Below are 25,224 nucleotides of genomic sequence, written 5' to 3'. Positions count from 1 at the left end.
TATAAGTAATGGGACAAAAAGTTCATCCTACTGGTATTCGCCTAGGTATCTCAAAACCTTGGGTATCTACTTGGTACGCGAATACTAAAGATTTCTCTGAACAGCTTTTTGGCGATCACAAAGTACGTCAATACCTTACTAAGGAATTGAAGTCTGCTTCTGTGTCTAAAATCGTTATCGAGCGTCCAGCTAAATCAATCCGTGTAACAATTCACACAGCTCGTCCTGGTGTTGTTATCGGTAAAAAAGGTGAAGACGTTGAAAAGCTTCGCCAAGCTGTAACTAAGCTTGCTGGTGTACCTGCACAAATCAACATTGCAGAAGTACGTAAGCCAGAGCTAGATGCACAGTTAGTTGCTGACGGTATCTCTTCTCAGCTAGAGCGTCGTGTTATGTTCCGTCGTGCTATGAAGCGCGCAGTACAGAACGCAATGCGTCTAGGTGCTAAGGGTATCAAAGTTGAAGTTAGCGGTCGTCTAGGCGGTGCTGAAATCGCACGTTCTGAGTGGTATCGTGAAGGTCGTGTACCTCTACATACACTTCGTGCTGATATCGATTACGCAACTTCTGAAGCTTTAACCACTTACGGTATCATCGGTGTTAAAGTTTGGATCTTCAAAGGCGAAGTTATCGGTGGTCTTCCACTGAAACAAGAGCAAGAGAAGCCAGCTAAACGTGCTCCGAAGAAAGCCAAAAAAAGTGCTAAGTAAGAGGTAGCGATTAATGTTACAGCCAAAACGTACAAAATTCCGTAAAGTTCATAAAGGCCGCAACCGTGGTCTTGCGAACAACGGTAACAAAGTTAGCTTCGGTTCATTCGGCTTGAAAGCAACTGGTCGTGGTCGTATGACTGCTCGTCAAATCGAAGCAGCTCGTCGTGCTATGACTCGTCACATCAAGCGTCAAGGTAAAATCTGGATCCGTGTGTTCCCAGACAAGCCAATCACAAACAAGCCGCTTGAAGTTCGTATGGGTAAAGGTAAAGGTTCTGTTGAATACTGGGTTGCTGAAATTCAGCCTGGTAAAGTGCTTTACGAAATGGAAGGTGTTTCAGAAGAGCTTGCTCGTGAAGCATTCAACCTTGCTTCTCGTAAACTACCATTCAAGACAACTTTCGTAACTCGGACGGTAATGTAATGAAAGCTAGCGAATTAAAAGACAAAAGCGTAGAAGAGCTAAATGCTGAACTTCTAGAGCTACTTCGTGAGCAGTTTAACCTGCGCATGCAAGCGAGCACTGGTCAGCTAGCTCAAACTCACGAACTGAGAAAAGTACGTCGCAACATTGCGCGTGTTAAAACGGTTATTAACCAGAAGGCAGGTGCATAATGAGCGATAAGATCCGTACTCTTCAAGGTCGTGTAGTAAGCGATAAAATGGACAAATCAATTGTTGTTGCTATCGAGCGTCAGGTTAAGCACCCGATCTACGGTAAATTCATCAAGCGTACTACTAAATTGTCAGTACACGATGAGAGCAACACTGCTAAAGCAGGTGACGTAGTTACTATTCGTGAGTGCGCGCCAATTTCTAAGAATAAGTCTTGGACTTTAGTAGAAGTTGTTTCTAGTCCTAAGCAAGCTTAATTTTAGTCTTAGACTAATTTTATAATTGCTTAAAAGCCCCGGCATTTGCTGGGGCTTTTGTCGTTTAGGTGCTTAGTATTTTTAATATAATTCAACCTAGGTTGCTTAAACCTGTTTCAATTCATGAAATCTCCACAGAAATGAAATGCATTTTATATTTCAGTAACGTCCTTTTATCGATTTATTAAGACTTATACTGGTTGCTCACGTATTCTACAATTTGAAACTACTTTCGGGACATGCATTAACAATGACTCTCCTCATTGTGTTGATGCCATTGTTTCTGATCTTTGACTTTTGGAATGAAGGATATGAATGAAAAGCGCCATTTGAGTGGCTTACTAACTTGGGCATTATTATTTTCCCTATTTACCACCACACATGCACACGCATCTGTAGCAAAGAAAGAGTCAAAAGGCTTAGTGCCTGAAGATTACTTTGATTTTGTCTTTTTAAGTTCACCTCAGGTATCTCCTAATAACGAAGACATTTTATTTGTTAAACGAATAGTCAATGACGATGCCAGCGGAAGAAATAGTCAGGTCTTTAAAATAGACAAATCGGGTGTTGTTTCTGAGTTTACTCAAGGCACAGGCGATCGCGCGCCTCAATGGTCACCAGATGGCTCTCGTGTTGCCTTTATCCGTTCGGTTGATGGTAAATCTCAGGTATTTGTCATGCCAGCCAATGGCGGTGAGGCAAAGCAAGTGACTTTCGTAGAGCAAAGTCTGTCGAGTTTTCAATGGATGCCATCTGGCGAGCAGTTGCTGCTCACTTTAAGTGTCAGTCCCGAGAAAGAAAATGAAGCATTAAACAGCGAGTCTGAAAGTAAGCGTGCTAAACCAGATATTGTGGTAGTCAAAAACGCGAGGTATATCGGAGATGGTGCAGGTTATTTAAGTGATAAGCGTCGCCACCTATTTACTTATGATTTAGAAAGCCAAGCATTGACTCAACTGACAGCAGGGTCTGATTGGAATGTGAATGGCCCAACTTTGTCTAAAGATGGTCAATATGTTTATTTTCATGCCAATAAAACAGGGCTCGAGTATGAGGGGAATGATAATAGCGATATCTATCGTTTGAATATTAAGACAAAACAACAAGTCGCGGTGACTCAACATCAAGGCAGTCAATATAGCGTGAGCGTTTCGCATGACGGTAAATCGGTCGTTTACAGCCACCAAGAAGACACCTATGAGCAAGCAGATCTATTTTTACAGCGTGGAAATAGTAAGCCAAAAAATTTAACTGCAGCATTCGACAGACGCGCTTCAGAGGCTTTATGGTCACCGACAAATAAGTCGCTTTATTTTACAACCAGCGATCATGGTGCCCACCGTTTATTCGCAGTTGACACTAGGGCTGCATCGGTCAAAAAACTATTAGACATAGACAAAACAGTTAGAAATTTAGCAATTGCACCCAGCGGCAAGTTTCTAGTCTTTACCTTAGAAAGTTCAACTGCACTCCCAGAACTATATCGATATGAAATTCAGTCGAAAAAACTGCAAAAGCTCACACAATTTAATGATGCATTGATTGCGAGCAAAGCCCTTTCACCGGCAGAATCATTTTGGTTTGAGAATGAGCTGGGAATGAAAGTACAGGGTTTCGTTCATAAACCAATTAATTTCGACAAGAATAAATCATACCCATTGGTATTGAATATTAAAGGCGGCCCAGGTGGTATGTGGGGGCACCAGTGGTTCCATGAAAACCAAATGTATGCTGCCAAAGGCTATGGTGTCGTTTATGTGAATTACCGTGGTAGTAGCGGCTATGGTATTGCACATAGTAAAGCTGTTAGAAAGGATTACGGTGGTGCAGATTACAAAGATAACATGCAGTTTTTAGATAAGGTTATTGCACAGAATAGCTGGATTAATAAAGATGCGCTGTATATTACAGGTGGCAGTCATGGTGGCTTTTTAACTAACTGGATCACGACCAAAACCGATCGCTTTAAAGCTGCTGTCACGCAACGTAGTGTCAGCTCATGGATCTCTGAGGCGGGCACGCAAGAGTATACGCCAGCGCAAATGACGAAAGAGTTTGGTGGTACGCTTTGGACCAACTTTGCCGGATATTGGGATCGCTCACCACTGAAGTATGCTGATCAGGTTTCGACACCGACTCTGATCATCCACAGTGATCAAGATATGGTGACACCCATAGGGCAGGGTCAAGAGTGGTTTTATGCGCTAAAAGCGAATGATGTTCCTGTAGAAATGGTGATCTTTAAAGGTGAGACACATGGTCTGTCTCGCAATGGTACGCCTACAAATTTAGTTGAGCGTTTAGATCGTATTTTGGATTGGTTTTCACGTCATTAATTACGCTGAGAAGAGAGAATGAAAAATAGCTACCTAAGTAGCTATTTTTCACTTATTAAATCACATTTTTGTGTTTTAAAAAGTTAAACAGCCAGTGAAGTGCCACTAGCGCAATCACTCCTGCGGCACATAAGATTGGTAGCATAACCAGTGCAATTGCTGATGTAGAACTTCCCGTAGTGACTCCGCCAATGTCAAAGTGCAATGAAATAGTGACGAATAACATAATCAAATGACAAGCGATCGAGGCGAATTGGTTTCTCCTGCTAATTGGCAGTGTTTTGAACTTCAAAAAGCAATTCAAACCAAGCAGCAACAAAGGAACTGAGACGATCCATAGTGTGAATATGAAAGATGATGAGCCGCTTAGTGTGATATAGGTGGCTATCAAAAAGGTGTACATCAGCTCATTTTTATACTTGTTTAACATAGTTGTCACCGAAAAAACCTCCCCTGATTGTGACTTTCTTATTTTTAATTATTTGCAGCTGGTTTTTAAATATTGCTTCCCTGAATGTACCCTTTTTAGCTAAAGTTGTACATCGCTTGGAGTTTTCACATATAAAGAGTAGAAGAGTATGCGTCATTCAGGGTGAACCTAACAGAATAGGCGTAGAGAATACTTTAGGAATTTACAAAATGCCGAGATTGACGCTTTTTTTGTGAGTGGCCTGCCATAAAAATGTTAAATGACAGGCGATTAACTTGAGGAATAGGTATAAAGGCTAGTTCACTTTATTCTGATTCATTTGCTCAATAAAGGCATTTGAATCGGCAATCGAACGATTCATATCATTGATTAGGTTTTGAATATCGACTTTCAAAGAGTCAAACTCACCTCGGATCGCCGCGACAGCTTGGGCATTCAGGTTATGCTTTAAATACAGCACATTGTCTTTCAATGAGTCTAAAACAGGCTGCATTTTAGCTTCACTGCGACGCATCGATTTAAGCAGCTTAGAGAACTGCCTTTGTGTTTGCTTTAACTTTTTCTCACTTTCACGTTTTAAATTGGCATTGGAATATTGGGCAAGTTCATCCTGCCACTCATCAAATAATGCTTCGGCGACATCTTCTACTTTGTCGATGTTATTAGAGACATCGCTCGCAGCCGAAAGGCTTGATTCATAATCATCATTTAATTGTTCATAGGCAGTTTGTAATTCGCCACCATCAAAATTAACGAGTGTGGTTAATCTTTCGAGTGCTGATTGAAACTCTTGTTGTGAATTCTGTTGTGACTCTTTTGTGGCTTCGACTCTATCAACTAATATCTCACGTTTGTGGACACCGACTTTTTCCATTGCAGAGTAGTAAACGGTTTGGCACGCGCTGAGGCCTAGGCACAGTGCAGCTGCTAGAGCTAAATGTTTCATAATCAACCTATTTTATTAACTATCTTGATGTAAATTATGGGGCGGATTGCTATGATGTGCAAAACGTTTCCTGTTTATTTTATTTCTATGCAACTGCACTATCAGCAATTACAGTCCAAAGCGAAAGAGTTTTTAGCGCGTCAACCTAGTTGGTGGCAGCATTATTTTAAGCGCTGCCTAGAAGATCAAATTACCATCAATGCCGGCTATTTGGCTTATGTGACGCTTTTGTCTTTGGTGCCATTAATTGCAGTTGGTGTGGCAATATTTTCAGCTTTTCCTGGGTTTGAAGATACCCGAGTTGCCATAGAAAACTTCATTTTCACTAACTTTGTCCCGACTTCAACAGATTCTATTAAGTCTCATATCAGCGCTTTTACGGGTAATGCGAATCAAATGACCGCCGTGGGTATTAGCTTCTTAGCGGCTGTGGCGCTATTGCTGATCAGAAATGTAGATACTGCCTTAAATCGCATTTGGCGGGTAAAAGAGAAGCGACCGTTTATGATCTCTTTTGCGATTTATTGGATGGTATTAACACTTGGCCCGGTTTTACTAGGAGCAAGTATTGGTGTGACTTCTTATATAGTGTCTTTGGTATCGTTTGCCGATCAGGGTATTCCAGGGTTTAGTGGCTTTTTATTAAAACTTTTACCCTACGCAATTTCCATGGCCGGCTTCATTATGCTCTATACTTTAGTTCCGAATAAGAGAGTTGCTTTTCAAGCTGCGATCCCTGGTGCTTTATTTGCGGCATTGCTGTTCGAGCTAACCAAGAAAGGCTTTGCTATGTATATCAGTCACTTCCCTTCATATGAAGTGATTTATGGTGCATTAGCAACTGTGCCGATCCTATTTGTTTGGGTCTATTTATCTTGGATTGTGGTGCTGTTAGGCGCTGAGTTTACTGTGTGTTTAAGCGAAAGGCTTGAGCAACAACAAGCGCCTGAACAACATACTGAGGATAGCCAGCACATAGCGCAGTGAGAAAAGCGATAACCTTGGAGGTCTTATGTCTCTCGGTTACGAGTTCAAAGCGGCGCGTCAAAGCTTTCACCTTGCAGTAGGGCAAGGTGCACAAATTCATGTAGAGGAATATGGGTGCGAGCAAGGGGTGCCTGTGGTCGTTTGCCATGGTGGCCCGGGGGCGGGTCTTGTGCCTGCGATGAGCTGCCTGTTTAATCCACGAAAATACCGCATTATTTTATTTAGTCAGCGGGGCTGCGGCCTCTCTTCCCCTGATTCTCTGGCGCATAATAGTCCAGCCCATTTGGTGGATGACATGCATTTGCTGCTTAATCATCTTGGTATTGAAAAAAGTGTCATTGCAGGGGGATCTTGGGGGGCGACATTGGCGTTACTTTTTTATCAATCTCACCCAGAAAGAGTGTCAGGGTTAATACTCTGGGCAAGCTTTCTCGCTGAAAGCACCGATCTCGCTTGGTTGTATGGGCCGTACGGGGCTGGTGCGCAATTTTATCCTGAGTTGTATTCAGACTTCAGCCATGGCCTCAAGAGTGAATCAGAGGTCTTACAATATTATTATCAGTCTTTGACAGGCACAGATGAGCTGGAGCAACATAAAGCAGCACAGTTATGGATGGCCTGGGAGTCGAAGTTGGCTTTAGGCGCAAGAGCCAGACTTGCTAACATTGAACAAGTGCACTGTACTGTTCAGCAAGCAAAAATCATGTGTCATTTTTTCCAAGAACAAAATTTTTCTCAGCTCTGTAATATCGCTCAATTTAAAGCGTCGCTTTGTCATCTACCATGCTGGCTTATTCATAGTCGAGATGATTTATTGTGTCGCTATGCCCCCGTACAACGCTTTGCTCAAAAGCATAAAGCGCAATTTTATGTATTAGAGAATGCCGGGCACGCACAGCGAGAAGGTGACTATATGGATGCCATTATTCGTGCTTCTGACTTAATGCTGTGTCGTTTGCATTAATACCTTTGTTATATCAGACGTTACACATTCTATGTGGTAAAGACTTTCGTTTTAGAAAACGGCTAAATTCGGTATATTTAGCACATTAAGAATAACGTTTTGAGAATGATATGCAGGGATTAATTCAAAGAGTTACTCACGCAAAAGTAGAAGTGTCGGGTGAGTGTGTTGGTGCGATAGGTAAAGGCATTTTATTGCTGTTGGGCGTTGAAAAGCTTGATGATGAGTCTACAGCAGACAAGCTACTACACAAGGTGAGTAATTACCGCATATTCACGGATGACGCTGGCAAAATGAATCTCAGTCTGAAAGACATTGAGGGTGAGCTTTTAGTGGTATCGCAGTTTACTTTGGCCGCTGATACTAAGAAGGGCATACGTCCAAGCTTTTCGAGCGCGGGCACGCCAGCGCAAGCTGAAGCGTTATACGACTATTTTGTGGCACAGGCAATGGCCGCGGGTATTAAAGTGCAAACAGGGCAATTTGCGGCAGATATGCAAGTGAGCTTGTGTAACGACGGGCCGGTCACCTTTAACCTGTCGGTTTAGCGGCTTACTGCAATGATGTGATTCAAGTAGTCGGGTATGGCAATTTCATTGGGCTTCTTGCCGAAATTGGTGATCAGTCGATGCTGAAGTTGCTCTAGCTGCGAGTGGTGGCTGGAGAGAAAGTTAATAAACAGCCAGCCACCTTGATTTAAGCGATTGCGAATATTTTGATAAAACTTATGATCGAACAAAAAATTCGGCGCATCTTCTTGGCTAAATAAATCTAAAATAATCCAGTCATATAATGCACTTTTCTGCACAAATCGCTCGGCGTCATCACAGATTAGCGCACTGAGCGCATCACCATCGAAATACTTTTTATAACAACGGATAACTTCAGGGTCTTTTTCAATTGAGGTGACATGCACGTCTGGGTATCTAGATTCTAAGTAGTTACGGATAGCCCCAGCACCCAGCCCTAACTCTAATACGGTTTTCGGCGCTGCCAATGGTTGCCAAAGCGCTGCAAGCTGCTGTAAATGCGGAAGTAACAGGCGCGTAGCATCGTCTCTATCAATCACTGATTGTAAAGTGTCGTTGATTAAGAGCCATCGATACTGTTTTTCTTGGCGCACTTGAATACTGATCTGGCCATGTTTCTGCCAATAAATTAGATGTCCAAAATCGTGGCAGTGAAAAACAAAGTCGGTGCTCAAAGTGTCAGAGCTTGTGAAAAATTTTTCCATAATTACATCATCATAGCTGAGCTTTTCTGTAATGCCAGTGTGTCCACCAAGTTTTACATTGATTGTTGTTGAAGCAGCGCGAAACTATGTTTTATTTTGTGGTTTTCTAGTATGGTGAGTTTATAAAAACGACACCAAGTTGCCGTTGCTTTGTAAGTAAATCGACGGCCAGAGATGCATTTCAACAGGAGTAACTATGTTTCAGGTAACTGCGCCACAAAGTAGCGAAGACTGGCAAGCCTATTATCAATTACGTTGGCAAGTTTTACGCGCCCCGTGGGATCAGCCTCGCGGCTCTGAGCAAGACGATTTAGAGCAAGAAGCGGAGCATCGTTATATTAAGAATAATGACGGAGATGTATTAGCCGTTGCACGTTTGCACTTTAATAACCAACAGCAAGCACAAGTGCGTTATATGGCGGTAGATGAAAAGCACCGAGGCCAACATTTAGGTAGCCGCTTACTGCATGAACTTGAAAAGGTAGCTTGGCAGCAAAATGCTGATGAACTAGTACTATTTGCCCGTGAACGAGCGCTGTCTTTTTATGAGAAGCATGGTTATACCGTATTAGAAAAAGCCCACCTTGCATACGGTGACGTACAGCACTGGAAAATGGTCAAGCAAAAGCCTTGTGAGCCAGGTTGGTTCCGCCACCCTGACTGGACGCAGGTACTGCAAAACACATGGCGTGAGTCTATTCCAATCAGTGATGCGATGGGCATTAAAGTTGAAAGCTACACTGACTGGCAGTTTTCAACTAAAGCAGACTTAAAAGCGAACTTAAATTTACATAACTCAATGTTTGCAGGCTCGGTATACAGCATGGCGACCCTGACAGGGTGGGGCGCGACCTATTTGGCGCTTAAAGAGCTCAACCTTGAAGGTAACATTGTATTAGCTGATGCTGAAATCAAATACCTTAAGCCACTCACAACGGCACCAAGTGCAACTGTGACTATCGCAGATTGTTCGGGCAAATTGCTTGAGTTAGAAACTGAAGGTAAAGCGAAATACTATGTACCAGTGAATGTGTACGATGGCGATAAGCTAGTTGCCAAGTTTGAAGGCTGCTTTGTTGTGCTTCGCTAAAATAAAGCGTTAGATCTTAAAAGCCAAGCTACTCGCTTGGCTTTTTTATTATTGGGTAGAAGTTATACCAATCCTCAATAATATTTAATCATTTTGAGGTACTAAAACTGACGCTAACTTCGTTGAAAATTTCTTATTTAGAATAACTAAATAGCAAAATTTCCGCCTTGCCTACATGGATGTAGGTACCTCGGCGATAGCAGGACGCGTGAGCGGCGTTATCGACTAGTTTTTCTTGCCTCAAAATAGACTGCTTAATTAAGAGAATTGGTATTACAAAATATCGGTGAGCAATATACCTACACCAAAACGCTGTATATCGGCATTGTAATCAATCATGCTCTCACCATAGCCGTTAAAGTATTGCGCATATCCTCTGAGCCTACCCCAAAGCGGGAACGACCAATCTAGCTGTAAAGCACCGCGATTATCGCTGTGAAGGTTATTTCTCACCATGAAACCAAATTCATGATCGCCCTGACGATACACGCCACTAAACTCAAAGTAGCCCATATATTTGTATATATCTGGGTTGTCGTCGCCTTTTGCCTCTAAAACATCTGGTTTGTCGTCTTCAGGCAATCGATACCAAGGCTTAAAACTAAAAACAAAGCCTCTGTTTTCCCAAATAAAGTTGGCATACAGTCTGTTCCAAGAACGAGAGTTTGGCTGGCTGCGACCATTTGACTGATGTGATAAACCGACCACTACAGCCATCTCATCGCCCCACAACACATTCTCATCATCTAAAAAATTTACCCAAAATACCTCAGGTTCATAGTTTGTTTCACGAAAGGGTGAAGAGATATCCTTATTATAAAACTGCCAATAGGATTGCAGGGTGAAAGCGGTATAAATGGCCTGATCAGGGTCTGAAAAGCCGGTATAAACAGGCACTTTTAAAGACAACTGATATTTTACCTCGAAGTTATCGAGTGGCTCACCTTGTTCGTCACTAATTGCTTTTATGCCATCAAATGGGCGGTTATTTGGCTGACTAATGTAAGAAACAGGCAAAATGTAATTACGGTGATGGGGCGTTAGAACGTTGCGGTTCTTTTGCGTCACACGTTCTCGGGCCATACGCTGATCGAGTAGGCTGAACTTTTCAGCGGCCTCTAACTTAGAGCACTTTTCTTTAATATCTGCGACTAGAGTGTTGTCGTCAGCATTAATCAGTTCATTGATAACACATTGTTTGACGAGATCGATTTCATCTTCTTCCACTGGCGTTTCTGTGGCAAAAACCAGCAATGGAAAAGTAAATAAAATACTCAAAGATGTGAGTAGATAGCGCATGATTGCCTCTTTATATGCTCCTTGAACAAAACGAGTATACATGAGATGCATGAAGTTAGCGTGAATAAACGCATTGAGTTGTAAATGAAAAACAGGAAAAGGCTGGCGGCAAAAGCCGCCATACCTTAGTAAGCGACACTCAATAAAAGGTGCTTACTCTCACGCAATAAGGTGAAGCCTTACAGCTCGAAATAGTTTGTGAAGAACTTATACAGTTCAGTGCCTTGATTCACGCTGGCCGAAGCAAAATGCAAAATTGTGATGGCATCTGTATCTAACGTGATTTCATGCAATGGCTTTTCTGATAAGTACTGTTCCATACGTAAAATCTTCGCAATGGTGTCACCGGCTTTAATGTGACTGCCAAGTTCGGCGTTGTACTCGACCATGCCACCCATAGGGGCATAAAACGCAAGATAGTCGTCAAGCATGCAGGCATAACGGGTGATAGGCTTAGGCGTAAACTCAGCACCGATAAACACTTTTTTGTGATTTAAGTAACTCAAGATACTTTCAGCATCGAGTTTGGCTTCGGTTAAATCGATTTTCTCTTGTGAGCCAAGCTCAACGGTGAAAGCTTCAACCCATACAGGAATGTTGCGGCCTTGTGCTTTGTAGGCTTCGCTTAATTGCCACCAAGGGCAAAAAGTCGCTTCGTCCATCGCGCCATCAAATTCATTGGGGATCAACAGCACGTGTTCAATGTCAAAGTAGCTCGCACTGGCTTTCGCATATTCCGGACAGTATAAATGCTTTGCCGAGATCGGACCGGTGTGAAGATCTAACACAATGTCAGCTTCATGTGCTAAACGCTGCAAGGTCACAGCGATCCGTTTGCCGGTATTGACACGATAAGCGGGTTGATCTAGAAACGCTTGGGTCTGATCAACAAGCAGAGCGCGGAACTTTGCTTTGATCTCATCTTCTGGCGCATCTAAATGTTCGCTTACAAATGACTCGATCAATTTGCTGTGATCGTGATACATGCGGTTCCAGTTGGTGCCGGTGATCGGATCAAAACGACCTAAAGTAAACTCCCCCGACTTTTGATTACAGCCGATCGGATTCGCGTAAGGCACTAAGGTGATGTCTGAAGCCAGTGTTTGTGTTTTTAGCCGCTCAAGTAATTGGTAAATAACCGCATTACCTTGCACTTCTGCGCCATGCATATTGGCTTGAATATACACTTTAGGGCCGCTGCCATCGCCTTGTAAACGATACACAGGAATGGTTAAAGGTAAACCATTGGCAATCTCGCCAACTTGAATATGTTCTTGAGTAATTGTGTTCATGGGATCACCTACACTAAATAACTTGCGGCGTTTTGACTTTCACGCACGCAGACAACTTGGCCTTGCTCAATCACGTATTCAGCAGGCAATTCATGACATAAAAAGAAAGGCATACTTTCGGTGTACCCATAAGCACCACATTGACTGAATATCACCCAGTCGTGCTCGTTAATATCTTCAGGTAGTGAGTGCTTACCCAAACTGTCGAGTGCGGTACACAGTGGACCATGTACTAGGAAGTCTTGTGATGGTGCGCTAGATTGGCGTAATAATTCACCCGGAAAAGCCTGGTTTGTCACCGCGGGGCGTAACACATGATTAATACCGCCTGCGACGATAAGCTGGTGCTCGCCATAATTTAGTTTTTGCTCAACCACAGGGTTGATGTAGTGACCGATTTCACCCACCGCATAACGGCCTAGCTCCATCCACAGTTCTTCAACTCCAGCCGCGGCTTTAATGGTTGCCAGTGCGTCGACTAATTTTGGCCAAGCGAGGCGATCAGCATCGCTTGTGTAAGGAATACCTAAACCGCCGCCTAAATCTAAAATTTGGCAGGCAAAACCAAGTTGCTCAGCCAAGTCGGTCAATGGCGCGACCATTTGCGACCATAGCTCAGCCAATTTTTTGGTGCTGAGCATATTGCCCCATTGGAAAATATGCAGGCCAACAAAGTTAAGCGCAGGGTAGTCGTGAATAGTCAGTTGTTGCCACTCTTCAAGCCCTAAACCAAATGGCGTTAAGCTGTCGCCACCAAGTGGGTTCTTTTCGCCATCGGGCCAGCGTAATTGCACACGCAGTAGAATGCGCAACTGCACCTGATGTTCTGTTGCAGCTTGGTTTAACCAAGCTACTTGATTCAAACTTTCTGCCACAAAGGTGCGTACACCTTGTGACAAAAAGTGTTGGATCTGCTTTTTAGATTTAGCAGGTCCGGTGTTGAGCACACGGTTAGCAGCCACGCCTTGACGCAATACTTGGTCAAGTTCGCCACTGCTTGCTACGTCAAAGTCAAAGCCTGCTTTATCTAAAGTTTGGATCACCTTAGAAAGTGGATTGGCTTTAACGGCATACCATAACTTCACCACAGATTGCTCTGTCAGTGGTTTTAAATGCGCGTATAACGCATCTAGGTCATAGACAAAAAACGGTGTGTCGTTCTGTTCACTTATCGCAGTGATATGCTGACGTAGCGGTGTGCTCAAAAAGCTCATTAGCGTAATACCTCTTCAAGGATTAAAGACGCATCGCTTTGCTCATCGCGGTATTTAACAATTAAAGCACATGACATACTTAAGCCTTGCTCGCGGCCCCATGCACTTGAAGACGGACGAGAACCAGGAATAACAATCGCATTCTCAGGGATTGGCTCGCCTTTTTCTAATACGCGCTCGTTCACACAGTCGTAAACAGGAATGGTTGCAGATAAACGTACACCTGGTGCAAGTACAGCCCCTTTCTTAACAACCACACCTTCAACGATCACACAACCTGCGCCGATAAACGCATCATCTTCGATAACCACTGGGCTTGCACCAACAGGCTCTAATACACCACCTAGTTGCACAGCTGCACTTAGGTGAACGTTTTTACCTACTTGTGCACATGAGCCAACTAGTGCATGGCTGTCTACCATAGTACCTTCATCGATGAATGCGCCTATGTTTACATACGCTGGTGGCATAATGATTGTGCCAGATGCCACATAGGCGCCGCGACGTACACTTGAGCCACCTGGAACCATACGTACGTTTTGTTCTGCATTGAAACCTTGTGGTGCTAGGTTGTCTTTATCAACAAAACCACCTGGGAATTCAACGTTCGTGCCGTTTCTGAATGCTTCTAAAATGCCTTGCTTTACTTCCACGTTGGCGTGCCAGTTGCCCTGCTCGTCTTGAGTTGCCGCACGTACGCTACCGTTTTCTAAATTGTTTAATAGTTCTAACCAGCTCATGTTTTACTGCCTTAATTCCAAGATAAAATTGTGTCGTTTGCACGCTCAATCGCTGCATTACATTGCAGTTCTAGGTGCGTAAGAGGAGGACGAAGATTCGGTGTTGCCAGAGTTCCCTGTTGGTGCATGAGCACTTTGACAGGAATTGGGTTGGCGACACTAAACAAGCTATTTACAGCTTGCGTCCAGGTGGTGAATAAGTTCGGATAAGTACCTGCTAAAGAGCGACGCACAAACTCAGCGGTTTGCTCTGGCCAGGCATTGGCTGCAACCGAAACTAGGCCTTTTGCGCCCGCTTGAGCAAAGTAGGGGATCAACCCATCGTCGCCACTATAAATGGCCAACTCAGGCGCTGCTTCACGGAATTGCTCAAATTTACTGATGTCGCCGCTGGCTTCTTTTAACGCCCATAAGTTGTCGTGGTGTGCAAGATTCTTTAGTACTTGTGGTGACACTTCGACGGCACTGCGACCCGGTACGTTGTAAAGCATACAAGGTAAGTCAGTGGCGTTAAGTAATGCATCAAACCACTGAGTCTGACCAATTACACCCGGTTTGGCATAAAGCGGTGAGCCAAGTAGGTAAGCGTGAATAGGGTGCTGATTGCAAAACTCAACCCAAGCTAATTGTTCTTGTAAGTTGATACCACCTACCGCGACCATAAGGGGGACGTTAGGTGCCAAGTTACAAACAAATTCAACAATCGCTTGTTGTTCAGACAGGGTAAGTGCTAAGCCTTCACCTGTGCTACCAAGCAACAAAATACCATTGCCTGCTTGTTCTTGCTGACGGACGAGTGTTGTAAGTGTGTCAAAGTCAACTTGGTCTTGCGCGTCAAAAGGCGTCACCAAAGCTGTCCATAAAGGATAGTTGGATAAATCGTATTGTGATTTCATCTCTACCGAACTTATAGCATGTTCGGAGTAAGGAGGGTGTCCATACTTCGAACAATTAAAATTCGAAGAGCAATGGACTTAAAAAAGATAAGGCAAACTGGCCTTATTTATTCTAAGACCAGAAGCTCTCCACCAAAATTCTTGCGTCTTGCGCAATTGGTGACAGTCGCTGGGATTCAGCCCAGTCGCCCGAAGTAAACGTCTAGCAAATACGCTTGCTTCTCGGCGTTAGTTCCCCTCGCTACGGCATCAACGGAGTTTGCTCTCCTCAACCGCGCTACCTGAATAACGCACCTCTTCCAGCCCTGGCAGCCGAGACAATGCTCCACTGCGCTCAAATAGGGTGAGGCGGCATTGAAACATTTTAGCCGTCTAGGTGTCAAGCAAAGGGGATTAAAAAATCATCTCTTTAAAACCTGAGGTTATAAACAAGGGTGTAAAAGAGAGCAAAAAGCCCGGTACAAGACCGGGCAAAGGGAGTTTGTTAAATTAAGTGTCGTAGCTTAGTGGCGTACTTTGATATTGCCTACACCCACTTCAACTTCTAAGTTGTATTGGCCAGAGCCGAAGTATTCTGTTTGTGAGCTGACCATTTTTTTATGAGACTGAGCTTTGCCCGCAAAACCAGATAGACTCGTTTTACCTACACCGGATTCAAGGTTAACTTGTTTGAAGTCATCAATGGCTGTGTCGATACGCACTTTGCCCACACCTACTTCAACATCCGCTGTATTTTCAAGTGCTTGTATTTCAATTTTACCGACACCGACTTCAACATCTAGACGCATACTTTTAGGCACTTTGACCTCCCAAGTTTGCTCTAAATTATCATCATCAATAGACAGTGATAACTCTTGGCGTTGACGCGACGATTTTAGCTGTACTGCGCTTAAATCGACTTTATCAGTAAACCAGCCATCATTATCTTTTGGCTCTAAGCGAATAGTGACTTGGATTTGATCGCCATCGTAGCTAGTCATTTCTAGGCTGCCAACTGGAAAATCAATTTCTAATTCTGTGCTGTTTTCAAGATTAAATGATTGCTCAATGGTTCTAGAATCTTCGGCCCAAACTGGCGCAGAAATAACAGCAGTGGTTAAAGCAGCTAATAATAGTTTTTTCATCGTCGTCACCCTGATTGATGTTGTTTAATAAGTTAGACGACAGGCGGGTTGAAAAAGGTTTAAAAGAATTTAAAAAAATTTTAAGGCAACAGCGAAAAGAAACGCTATTGCCTGTGCAGTAAGGGTTTAACCAACTGAGTTATAAGCGAGTTACATTAAAACCTTGTGCTTTTAACTGAGTGATTAAGCCATGCTTTTCAGGCAAGTGAAGGGCGCCCACAGCAATAAATAATGACTCTTTTGTCAATCTTGGTGTTAATTGTTCAACCCAATTATTATTACGCTGAGTCAGCATTACTTCTTCACTGAACTTACCATAGTCAGAATCATCAAAGCTAAGTTGGTAATACTTGTTTAAGGTGTCCATATCGCCTTTTTTCCAGGCATTAACTAAATCTAGAAAGTACTGCTCAACGTCTTTTAATTGCGCAAGCGTAGTGCTTATCATTAAGTCGCTCTTTACACCTAGCGAACTCAGCATTTCTAGTTGTTGCTCTAAAGTTTCTAACTCGCCGATAGGCTTATTATGTTTCTTAGCATGGGCAATGACCTGTTTGTCGATCCCATAGTCTTCTAGGTAGCCCAGGTTTTGATACTCAATCTGCATCATAGTGACCATCACAGCCCAAGGTGCTAGGTTTTCAAAAAGCGCAATATTGATCTGTTTTGCTGCAAAATATTGCTTTAATGCTTCGAAGTGCTCGGTGCTTATTTCATCTTTTAACGTTCTACCGTGCGGTAAAGTCATAAAAGGAATGGAGCGTTTTTGTATTTCAAATGCGTTGAGTGCCTCAACGTTTACTTCAACGATGACTTCATCAGTTTGCTCAATCGCTTGTGTGATTTTCTTTGGTAAACCATCCATGCTTTTATCACCAACATGAACTGTGCCAAATAAATAAGATGTGACACCCGCTTTTTCGACCTTGAACAGGGCCGGAGAAAGTGCGACGGAGTGACTAGAAAAGCCAATTAAAAAAGCTAAAAGCAGCGTAAAAAAAACGCGGTTTACAGTGCTGAACATAGTATTCCCTTGTAAAAAAATTTCCCCAACATAATAACAAGTTTGTATAAAAAAGGGAGATTTGGTGATTTTTTGAATAAACAAAAAATGTGTTGTTAAATTTTGTATGTATTGAATAAGGCAGAGTTATTTTAAATTGATTGGATATTTATTTCTTATTTTTGGTTTTTTTGAATTTTAAATGCGTTCTATGATGCTTTGAATCTGTAAATAACATAGGGTTTGCTGTTGACTTAATAGGCTACTCGCGGTACTAATAGAAAAAGAACGCAACGCGATGAATATTGTATACCGTTGCCGTAAATAATTCAGGTGATTTTTAAATGCTCAAAACAGCACATTCTCTACTAGTCGTGATTATCAACGTGGTGATTATTATTACCGCGGGGGCTGGTTAGTGCTGAAAGAAAAGTATTAAGCAAAAAGCCCCCCGCACTGAAAAGTTCGGGGGGCTTTTTCGTTTTAGGGTCGAATTTAAGTTAAACAGCAGTCAGATTGGGAATGAGGAACGAAGATGACAGGCGCAGAGTTACTAATAGATTTACTAGCCAAACATGGCGTTAAAGAGGTATTTGGTTACCCTGGTGGGGCAATCATGCCAATCTACGATGCGTTGTATGGCGCGCCTGTCAAACATTACCTAACTCGTCATGAGCAAGGCGCGGGTTTTGCGGCAGTAGGGTATGCCCGCAGTACTGGTAAGTTAGGGGTATGTTTTGCTACGTCGGGCCCAGGTGCAACTAATTTAATTACCTCACTTGCTGATGCCATGATGGACTCAGTGCCTGTGTTGGCCATCACAGGGCAAGTACCGACGGCGGCTATCGGCTCTGACGCATTCCAAGAAGTTGACGTTTTAGGCATGTCTTTGTCATGTACAAAACATAGTTACATGGTTGAGCGCGCTGAAGACTTAGCAGAAGTATTGCAAGAAGCCATGCATTTAGCGTTATCAGGTCGTCCGGGCCCTGTGTTGGTTGATATTCCTAAAGACATTCAGCTAGCACAAGTACCATTTCACCCCTGGCTTGCGCTTGAAGAAGAAGCGCCCGAGCTCGACATGAACGAAGTCGTCAAAGCGGAGCAACTGCTAGCACAAGCGAAGAAGCCAGTGGCTTATGTGGGTGGTGGGGTGCACAACGCCAATGCGCAAGCTGAGCTGATGCAATTTTTAAATAAAACGCACATGCCGGCTGTTTCAACATTAAAAGCGCTAGGCAGTGTTTTACCTGACTATGAATATGACCTAGGCATGTTAGGTATGCACGGTGGTCAAGCTGCCAACATTGCTGTGCAAGAGTGTGACGTTTTAGTCTGTATCGGCGCACGTTTTGACGACCGCGTAACAGGTAACTTGGCTAAGTTTGCCTCGAAGGCGAAAGTAATTCATCTTGATATTGACCCAGCAGAAGTTGGCAAGCGCAAGCCCGCTGCGGCATCTATGATTGGCGACCTTAAAGCCACCATCCCTCATTTAGCGTGCTTTGTGACAGATGCACAGTGGTTAGCACACACTTTGGAAATGAAGAAAACACATGCTTGGCGTTATGACTACCCAGGCGAAAAAGTCTTTGCGCCTTATCTTCTAAATGAACTCAGTAAGCGTATGCCAAATACTGGCGTGGTGTGTTGTGATGTGGGCCAGCACCAAATGTGGGTGGCGCAGCATATGAAATTCACCAGCCCACACAACCATTTAAGCAGTGGCGGTGCAGGTACCATGGGCTTTGGTTTACCTGCGGCAATCGGTGCACAAATCGCACGTCCTGATGACATGGTGATCACTGTCTCAGGTGATGGGTCAATCATGATGAACATCCAAGAGTTGGCCACCATCCGCAGAAATAATCTTCCTGTAAAGATCTTAATATTAGATAACCAGAGACTCGGTATGGTAAGACAGTGGCAACAGCTGTTTTTTGAAGGGCGTTACAGTGAAACGAATTTATCGGATAACCCTGACTTTGTGCAGCTTGCAGCTGTTTTTGGTATTCCGGGGCAAACCATTACCCATGCAAGCGAAGTAGATGCGGCGGTGGATGCGCTAGTGGCATCTGAAGGGCCTTATATCTTACACGCTTGTATCGATGATAAAGAAAACGTATGGCCGCTGGTTCCACCGGGTGCCGCAAATGATGAAATGATGACGGAGAATGCATAATGAAACACCAACTAAATATTGCAGTAAAACAACAAAGTGTCGCAATTGAACGTTTCTTACGTGTGGTCCGTCACCGTGGATTCCAGTTATTAGACCTAGCCTTGGAAGGACAAGATGAATTGTTTCAAGTCAAAATGACCGTGGACAGTGACAAACCCATCTATCTATTAACCTCGCAACTGAGTAAGCTGGTTGAGGTAAAACAGGTTGAGTTGCAACCAATGCAGCAACAGGCTATTGGATAATCGTTCTATATTAAGAGCGAAAGAAAAGAATAATTAATACAAGGTAATAAACATGAGTAATAAATCTGACCTGATCTGGTTCAATGGTGAAATGGTACCGTCTGAGCAAGCGACGACACACGTATTAAGCCATGCACTTCACTATGGTAGTTCAGTGTTTGAGGGGGTGCGTGCCTATGACACACCAAAAGGTCCGGCGATTTTCCGTTTACAAGATCACACTAAACGCTTATTCGACTCTGCAAAAATCTATCGTATGCAGATCCCTTACACGGCTGAAGAAATCAATGAAGCCTGTAAAGCAGCGGTACGTGAGAATGGCTTAAAGAATGCCTACTTACGTCCATTCGCATTCTTAGGCAATGTGGGGTTGGGTGTAAATCCTAAATCACACAAAGCCGATGTTGCAGTTGCAGCAATGGAATGGGGCACTTACTTAGGTGATGGTGCATTAGAAGCGGGTGTTGATGCCTGTATTTCTTCTTGGAATCGTTTAGCACCAAATACGATGCCTACAGCGGCTAAAGCTGGTGGTAACTATTTATCTTCGCAACTTATCTCAGGTGAAGCAAAGCGTAATGGCTATGTTGAAGGTATTGCGCTAGATGTGAACGGTTACCTAAGTGAAGGCGCAGGTGAAAACTTATTCGTGATCAAAAATGGCGTGTTATTCACCCCTCCTACCACAGCGGCAATCTTACCAGGTTTGACGCGTGACACTATGATGCACCTTGCTCGCAAAGCAGGCTTAGAAGTACGCGAAGAACCCATTGCACGTGAAGCGCTTTATCTTGCAGATGAATTCTTCATGACAGGCACTGCAGCAGAAGTAACACCGGTTCGCAGCGTTGACCAAATTGAAATTGGTACGGGTAAACGTGGCGAAATCACCGAGCAATTACAGCAAGCTTACTTTGACCTAGTAAAAGGCCAAAGTGAAGACGAAAACGGTTGGTTAACTTATATCGACTAAGACGCTGTTGAGCGTTTAAGGTCTGGCTGCGACCTTAATAGCAGCCAACGAATTGAATATTGGGAATGAGGAAAGTCGGCAAGCAACCAGAAACTGCCGCATATTATTGAGGGCTAAACCATGGCTAAACTACGTAGTAAGACCACCACTGAAGGTAGACAACGCGCAGGTGCTCGCGCACTTTGGCGTGCAACAGGGATGACAGACAGTGATTTCGAAAAACCAATCATTGCTGTTGTGAACTCTTATACGCAGTTTGTACCGGGTCATGTGCACCTCAATCAGCTCAGCGATTTAATGGCGGATGCCATTCGTGAAGCGGGCGGTGTGCCTAGAGAATTCAACACCATTGCGATCGACGATGGCATCGCCATGGGTCATGGTGGCATGTTGTACTCACTGCCTTCGCGTGACCTGATTGCTGACTCAGTTGAGTATATGGTGAATGCCCATTGTGCTGATGCCATGGTGTGTATTTCTAACTGTGACAAGATCACCCCGGGGATGTTACTCGCGGCACTGCGTTTAAACATTCCGGTGATCTTTGTTTCTGGTGGCCCAATGGAAGCAGGTAAAACCCGTTTAGCCGACATTGATATCAAACTCGACTTAGTAGATGCCATGGTGAAAGGCGCAGATCCGTCGGTGAGCGATGAGGACTCAGAAAAAGTCGAGCGCTCGGCTTGCCCTACATGTGGTTCGTGTTCAGGCATGTTTACCGCGAATTCGATGAACTGTTTAATGGAAGCGCTAGGGTTAGCGTTGCCGGGCAATGGCACGACCTTGGCAACCCATAAAGACCGTCATCAACTCTACATGGGGGCAGCTAAACGCATTGTTGCTTTATGTGACGAGTATTATCGCAACGACAACGATGCGGTATTACCACGTAACATTGCTAACCAAGCGGCGTTTACCAATGCCATGACCTTAGATATTGCTATGGGCGGCTCTTCGAACACGGTATTACACCTAATAGCAGCGGCGCGCGAAGGTGAAGTTGATTTTGATATGAGTGATATTGACCGTCTATCACGTACTACGCCTTTCTTATGTAAAGTTGCGCCTGCGACTCAGCAATATCATATTGAAGATGTGCACCGTGCTGGTGGCATCATGGGAATTCTGAATGAGCTTGCCAAAGCTGAAAAGTTAGACTTGTCAGTAGGCCATGTAGCAGGTGGCTCATTAGGCGATGTGTTACAGCGTTGGGATGCAACTGACAGCAATAATGAACGTGCGCAAACCTTCTACCGTGCAGGTCCTGCGGGTATTCGTACTACCCAGGCAATGAGCCAAGAGTATCGTTGGGACACCCTTGATATTGACCGCGAAAATGGCTGTGTGCGCAGTGTTGAGCATGCCTTCCGTCAAGATGGCGGGTTAGCAGTACTTTCAGGTAACCTGACCCCAGATGGTTGTATTGTAAAAAGTGCCGGTGTGGTCGACGAAATGCTTGATTTTACGGGTCCTGCCGTAGTGTTTGAATCTCAGGACGACGCAGTCGATGGCATCTTAAACGGCAAAGTGAAAAAAGGCGATGTGGTTATCATCCGCTACGAAGGACCAAAAGGTGGTCCGGGTATGCAAGAGATGCTTTATCCGACCAGTTACTTAAAGTCGATGGGCTTAGATAAAGATTGTGCGCTACTGACCGATGGCCGTTTCTCGGGTGGTACTTCTGGTTTATCTATCGGTCACGCTTCGCCAGAAGCGGCCAGTGGTGGAGCGCTCGCGCTGGTTGAGAATGGTGACCGCATTCACATCGATATTCCAAATCGCGGTATTCATCTATTAATTGACGATGCTGAAATGGCTGCGCGTCGTGAAAAGCAAGATGCCCGTGGCAAAGACGCTTATAAGCCATTAGATAGACAACGCGTAGTGTCGCCAGCATTAAAAGCTTATGCTTTATTAGCAACCAGTGCCGATAAAGGCGCGGTGCGTGACTTAGCTAAACTCGAGGAGTTAAGTTAGTCATGGTGGCACAAGAGCTCGATTACTTTCGGGCCATCATCCAAGCGGATATGGCTCCGCTTGCGAAAGTCACAGAGGTCAGCGAGCTGACCTCGCTTAGCAAGCAACTTAACCATCAGGTCTTTTTAAAACGCGAAGATCAACAACCAGTTTATTCATTTAAATTACGTGGTGCTTACAATAAGCTTCGCCAATTGCCTAAGGGCAGTAAAGTGATCACCGCATCTGCGGGAAACCACGCCCAAGGTGTGGCATTGAGCGCGGCGCATTTAGGTCATCAAGCGACCATAGTGATGCCCGTCACAACGCCTGATATCAAGGTAAACTCAGTACGTAACCTTGGTGGCGAAGTGGTTTTACATGGTCATAATTTTGATGCCGCACAATCACACGCCTATGCACTGACTGAGCAACAAGGCGCGGTATTTGTACCGCCATTTGACGACCCAGATGTGATCATCGGACAAGGCACAGTCGCGCGTGAATTAATGCAACAATTACACAACCTCGATGCGGTATTTATACCTGTTGGCGGCGGTGGTTTGCTTGCGGGAATGGCGGTGTATATCAAGTCGTTACGACCAGACATTAAAGTCATCGGCGTTGAGTCAGCAGAAAGCGCTTGTTTAGATGCGGCGCTGAAAGCCGGTGAGCCAGTTGAGCTTGAGCAAGTTGGCAGCTTTGCAGACGGTGTTGCGGTAAAGATCATAGGTAAAGAAACCTTTCGTTTAGCGCAAAAGTTCTGTGATGAAGTCGTGACAGTGAGCTCAGACGAAATCTGCGCTGCAGTGCAAGATATCTTTGTTGCCACACGTGCTATCGCTGAGCCCTCAGGTGCATTGGCCACTGCGGGCTTAACTAAGTGGAGCAAGCAGTGTGGTCAGACTGGGCTTAAAATCGCCGCAGTTTTGTCGGGTGCTAACTTAAACTTCGATCGCTTACGCTATATTGCTGAGCGCACCGCGTTGGGTGCAAAAAGTGAGGCACTTTTTGGTGTCACGATTAAAGAAGAAAAAGGCAGCTTCAAGCGCTTTTGTCATGCTTTAGGGGGCAGAGCCATCACTGAGTTTAATTACCGTTATGCTGGTGAAGGTGATGCTCAAATCTTCGTAGGCGTTGGCTTGCGTGGTGGGCAGCCAGAGTTAGATGAGGTTAAGTCAGTACTGCAAACTAATGGTTATGGGTTTGAAGATCTTTCAGAGAACGAACTGGCAAAATTGCATATTCGTTATATGGTGGGGGGTAAACCGCCAGTGCCATTGAATGAGCATCTTTTCCGTTTTGAGTTCCCTGAATATCCTGGGGCATTGGCACGTTTCTTAGAAACGCTGGGCAGTGAGTGGAATATCACTTTATTCCATTATCGTAACCACGGTGCGGCAGAGGGCAATGTGCTTGCTGCATTTGATATTGCGCCAGAGCAACTGAGTTTATTTAATCTTCATCTTGCTAAGTTAGGGTATAAGTATTGGGACGAGACTAACAACCCGTGTTTTGCTCAGTATTTACAGAACCAAGAGCTTGAACAACAGCAAGCAAGTTAAGCGCTTAGTGCTTGCAAATCACCCTTGTTTTTCTATAGTTTAGTCACGCCTAATTAATTAGAAGAACAAGGGACTTTCATGCTCAAACGGTTTAGCTTGATAAGCTTACTGTTATTTTTTCTGTCTCCAGCCTTTGCATTAGAGTCTGTGGTGCTGCAATTAAAGTGGACCCATCAGTTTCAGTTTGCTGGTTATTATATGGCGGTGGAAAAAGGCTTTTATGAGCGTGTGGGTTTGGATGTCACGATTATTCCGGCCGATATTGAAGACCCTGACACTCACTTTAAAGTGCTCTCAGGTCAGGCGCATTTTGGAGTAACTCACTCAGGTATTTTAGCCGATCGCCTACAAGGTAAACCGCTAGTTGCAATTGCTGCTATGTTGCAATCTTCCCCGTACTGCTGGATGGTCAAAGCTGACAGTGACATCTACAACCCTGTCGATTTCAAAGGAAAACGAGTCAGTCACCTTGGCGTGGCAGAGTTGATGCTGATGCTAGAGCAGGCTGGTGTCGGCAAAGATGACATTTCTTTATATGCGGGCTTTGAGCCAATTGCTGATTTCAAGGCGGGAAAGTTTGATGCCTTACAAGTGTATACTTCTAATGAGCCCTTTGAGATGCAGCAACAAGGTGTTGCCATTAGACAAATTTGCCCAAAACAATATGGACTCAATTTATATGCTGATATTTTGTTTACCAGCGAAAACGTATTACAGCATCGTCCTGAGCTAGTCGAAAAGTTTAAGCAAGCGAGCCTTCAGGGTTGGCGTTATGCTATGTTGCACTTACAAGAAAGTATCGAAATCACTCACCAGAAATACGCCACACATAAAAGCGTAGAGCAAATTGCCTATGAAGCTGAAAAGCTCCGCCCTTACATCGCTCCACCGGGGGTGATCATTGGTAATATGTCAGAGTTACATTGGCGATGGATAGGGCAAATTTATGGCTTAGATATGGCGCAATATGACGCTATTAGAGAGCGCTTTATTTATGAGCTCAAACCGTCAGAGCCACTTTTTCCTTGGTCATGGATGTTGATAGCAGCGTGTGCAGTCACTTTATTCAGTATTCCTCTCTACTTACACCTTATATTCACCAAAAAGCGTCGCTACAAGCTGAATGAGTCAGCACAAGAAAATGAAAACGAGGTAGAATAGCC

At 44.1% G+C, this 25,224-nt stretch carries 24 protein-coding genes and 1 riboswitch; of the genes, 15 read left to right on the top strand and 9 right to left on the bottom strand.

What is annotated here, in order from left to right:
• Positions 1-8 precede the first annotated feature (8 nt).
• The 5 genes from rpsC to ACXAC4_RS16175 all read left to right on the top strand — a co-directional run bounded on the left by rpsC (position 9) and on the right by ACXAC4_RS16175 (position 3,921).
• Positions 9-710 carry a 30S ribosomal protein S3 gene (gene rpsC, locus ACXAC4_RS16195; RefSeq protein ID WP_058031282.1) on the top strand — a complete coding sequence of 234 codons (702 nt, stop codon included), beginning with the start codon at positions 9-11 and terminating at the stop codon, positions 708-710.
• 13 nt (positions 711-723) lie between these two features.
• A complete protein-coding gene (gene rplP / locus ACXAC4_RS16190; protein WP_058031281.1) occupies positions 724-1,137 on the top strand; it encodes a 50S ribosomal protein L16 in 414 nt (137 codons plus the stop codon).
• Positions 1,137-1,328, top strand: a complete 192-nt coding sequence (gene rpmC / locus ACXAC4_RS16185; protein ID WP_058031280.1) for a 50S ribosomal protein L29 — start codon at positions 1,137-1,139, stop codon at positions 1,326-1,328. Before rplP ends, rpmC begins: the two co-directional genes overlap by 1 nt.
• Positions 1,328-1,585: a 30S ribosomal protein S17 gene (gene rpsQ / locus ACXAC4_RS16180; protein WP_058031279.1), complete on the top strand. Its 258-nt coding sequence runs from the start codon at positions 1,328-1,330 to the stop codon at positions 1,583-1,585. The genes rpmC and rpsQ overlap by 1 nt, the downstream gene beginning before the upstream one ends.
• 311 nt (positions 1,586-1,896) lie before the next feature.
• The gene (locus ACXAC4_RS16175; protein WP_475163423.1) at positions 1,897-3,921 is read left to right on the top strand and encodes a S9 family peptidase; all 2,025 of its coding nucleotides are present in this window, start codon (positions 1,897-1,899) and stop codon (positions 3,919-3,921) included.
• Positions 3,922-4,646: 725 nt separating this feature from the next.
• Here the strand turns inward: ACXAC4_RS16175 and ACXAC4_RS16170 are convergent.
• A complete protein-coding gene (locus tag ACXAC4_RS16170; RefSeq protein WP_475163422.1) occupies positions 4,647-5,297 on the bottom strand; it encodes a DUF2959 domain-containing protein in 651 nt (216 codons plus the stop codon).
• Between the two features lie 87 nt (positions 5,298-5,384).
• On the opposite strand from ACXAC4_RS16170, the gene ACXAC4_RS16165 reads away from it, so the two are divergent.
• The 3 genes from ACXAC4_RS16165 to dtd all read left to right on the top strand — a co-directional run bounded on the left by ACXAC4_RS16165 (position 5,385) and on the right by dtd (position 7,796).
• On the top strand, positions 5,385-6,284 hold the full coding sequence (locus ACXAC4_RS16165; protein ID WP_138477903.1) for a virulence factor BrkB family protein: 900 nt from the start codon (positions 5,385-5,387) through the stop codon (positions 6,282-6,284).
• A 25-nt stretch (positions 6,285-6,309) separates the two neighbouring features.
• A complete protein-coding gene (locus tag ACXAC4_RS16160; RefSeq protein ID WP_475163421.1) occupies positions 6,310-7,248 on the top strand; it encodes an alpha/beta fold hydrolase in 939 nt (312 codons plus the stop codon).
• Between the two features lie 110 nt (positions 7,249-7,358).
• A complete protein-coding gene (gene dtd / locus ACXAC4_RS16155) occupies positions 7,359-7,796 on the top strand; it encodes a D-aminoacyl-tRNA deacylase (protein WP_475163418.1) in 438 nt (145 codons plus the stop codon).
• On the opposite strand, the gene ACXAC4_RS16150 is transcribed toward dtd, so the two are convergent.
• Positions 7,793-8,482, bottom strand: coding sequence for a spermidine synthase (locus ACXAC4_RS16150; RefSeq protein ID WP_475163413.1), 690 nt, complete (start codon positions 8,480-8,482; stop codon positions 7,793-7,795). The two genes, dtd and ACXAC4_RS16150, sit on opposite strands and share 4 nt — an antisense overlap.
• 196 nt (positions 8,483-8,678) lie before the next feature.
• On the opposite strand from ACXAC4_RS16150, the gene ACXAC4_RS16145 reads away from it, so the two are divergent.
• On the top strand, positions 8,679-9,572 hold the full coding sequence (locus tag ACXAC4_RS16145) for a bifunctional GNAT family N-acetyltransferase/hotdog fold thioesterase (protein WP_475163408.1): 894 nt from the start codon (positions 8,679-8,681) through the stop codon (positions 9,570-9,572).
• Between the two features lie 273 nt (positions 9,573-9,845).
• Here ACXAC4_RS16145 and ACXAC4_RS16140 read toward each other — a convergent pair whose 3' ends face one another.
• The 7 genes from ACXAC4_RS16140 to ACXAC4_RS16110 all read right to left on the bottom strand — a co-directional run bounded on the left by ACXAC4_RS16140 (position 9,846) and on the right by ACXAC4_RS16110 (position 17,161).
• Positions 9,846-10,871, bottom strand: a complete 1,026-nt coding sequence (locus ACXAC4_RS16140; RefSeq protein ID WP_475163406.1) for a phospholipase A — start codon at positions 10,869-10,871, stop codon at positions 9,846-9,848.
• 179 nt (positions 10,872-11,050) lie between these two features.
• Complete coding sequence (locus ACXAC4_RS16135) at positions 11,051-12,163, bottom strand: succinylglutamate desuccinylase/aspartoacylase family protein (protein WP_475163404.1); 1,113 nt, start codon at positions 12,161-12,163, stop codon at positions 11,051-11,053.
• Positions 12,164-12,171: 8 nt separating this feature from the next.
• Positions 12,172-13,377, bottom strand: coding sequence for a PLP-dependent decarboxylase (locus ACXAC4_RS16130; RefSeq protein ID WP_475163402.1), 1,206 nt, complete (start codon positions 13,375-13,377; stop codon positions 12,172-12,174).
• Positions 13,377-14,117: a 2,3,4,5-tetrahydropyridine-2,6-dicarboxylate N-succinyltransferase gene (locus ACXAC4_RS16125; RefSeq protein WP_138477796.1), complete on the bottom strand. Its 741-nt coding sequence runs from the start codon at positions 14,115-14,117 to the stop codon at positions 13,377-13,379. The genes ACXAC4_RS16130 and ACXAC4_RS16125 overlap by 1 nt, the downstream gene beginning before the upstream one ends.
• Positions 14,118-14,128: 11 nt before the next feature.
• A complete protein-coding gene (gene dapA / locus ACXAC4_RS16120; protein WP_475163397.1) occupies positions 14,129-15,013 on the bottom strand; it encodes a 4-hydroxy-tetrahydrodipicolinate synthase in 885 nt (294 codons plus the stop codon).
• Between the two features lie 114 nt (positions 15,014-15,127).
• A riboswitch (Lysine riboswitch) is annotated at positions 15,128-15,320 on the bottom strand.
• A gap of 196 nt (positions 15,321-15,516) precedes the next feature.
• Complete coding sequence (locus ACXAC4_RS16115) at positions 15,517-16,137, bottom strand: hypothetical protein (protein ID WP_475163393.1); 621 nt, start codon at positions 16,135-16,137, stop codon at positions 15,517-15,519.
• Between the two features lie 139 nt (positions 16,138-16,276).
• Positions 16,277-17,161, bottom strand: a complete 885-nt coding sequence (locus tag ACXAC4_RS16110) for a TraB/GumN family protein (RefSeq protein ID WP_475163389.1) — start codon at positions 17,159-17,161, stop codon at positions 16,277-16,279.
• 514 nt (positions 17,162-17,675) lie between these two features.
• Between ACXAC4_RS16110 and ilvG the strand changes: the two genes are divergently transcribed.
• The 6 genes from ilvG to ACXAC4_RS16080 all read left to right on the top strand — a co-directional run bounded on the left by ilvG (position 17,676) and on the right by ACXAC4_RS16080 (position 25,222).
• Entirely contained in the window at positions 17,676-19,322 is a 1,647-nt protein-coding gene (ilvG, locus tag ACXAC4_RS16105; protein WP_475163386.1) for an acetolactate synthase 2 catalytic subunit, read from the top strand.
• Positions 19,322-19,567: an acetolactate synthase 2 small subunit gene (ilvM, locus tag ACXAC4_RS16100; protein ID WP_058031265.1), complete on the top strand. Its 246-nt coding sequence runs from the start codon at positions 19,322-19,324 to the stop codon at positions 19,565-19,567. The genes ilvG and ilvM overlap by 1 nt, the downstream gene beginning before the upstream one ends.
• A 52-nt stretch (positions 19,568-19,619) precedes the next feature.
• Positions 19,620-20,540, top strand: coding sequence for a branched-chain amino acid transaminase (locus ACXAC4_RS16095; protein WP_475163380.1), 921 nt, complete (start codon positions 19,620-19,622; stop codon positions 20,538-20,540).
• A 120-nt stretch (positions 20,541-20,660) separates the two neighbouring features.
• Positions 20,661-22,517: a dihydroxy-acid dehydratase gene (ilvD, locus tag ACXAC4_RS16090; protein WP_475163379.1), complete on the top strand. Its 1,857-nt coding sequence runs from the start codon at positions 20,661-20,663 to the stop codon at positions 22,515-22,517.
• 2 nt (positions 22,518-22,519) lie between these two features.
• A complete protein-coding gene (ilvA, locus tag ACXAC4_RS16085) occupies positions 22,520-24,061 on the top strand; it encodes a threonine ammonia-lyase, biosynthetic (RefSeq protein WP_475163376.1) in 1,542 nt (513 codons plus the stop codon).
• A gap of 78 nt (positions 24,062-24,139) precedes the next feature.
• On the top strand, positions 24,140-25,222 hold the full coding sequence (locus tag ACXAC4_RS16080) for an ABC transporter substrate-binding protein (protein ID WP_475163374.1): 1,083 nt from the start codon (positions 24,140-24,142) through the stop codon (positions 25,220-25,222).
• Positions 25,223-25,224 lie beyond the last annotated feature (2 nt).

Source organism: Pseudoalteromonas sp. AWM4_233 (assembly GCF_056158285.1).
This window is presented reverse-complemented; position numbering and strand designations above follow the sequence as displayed.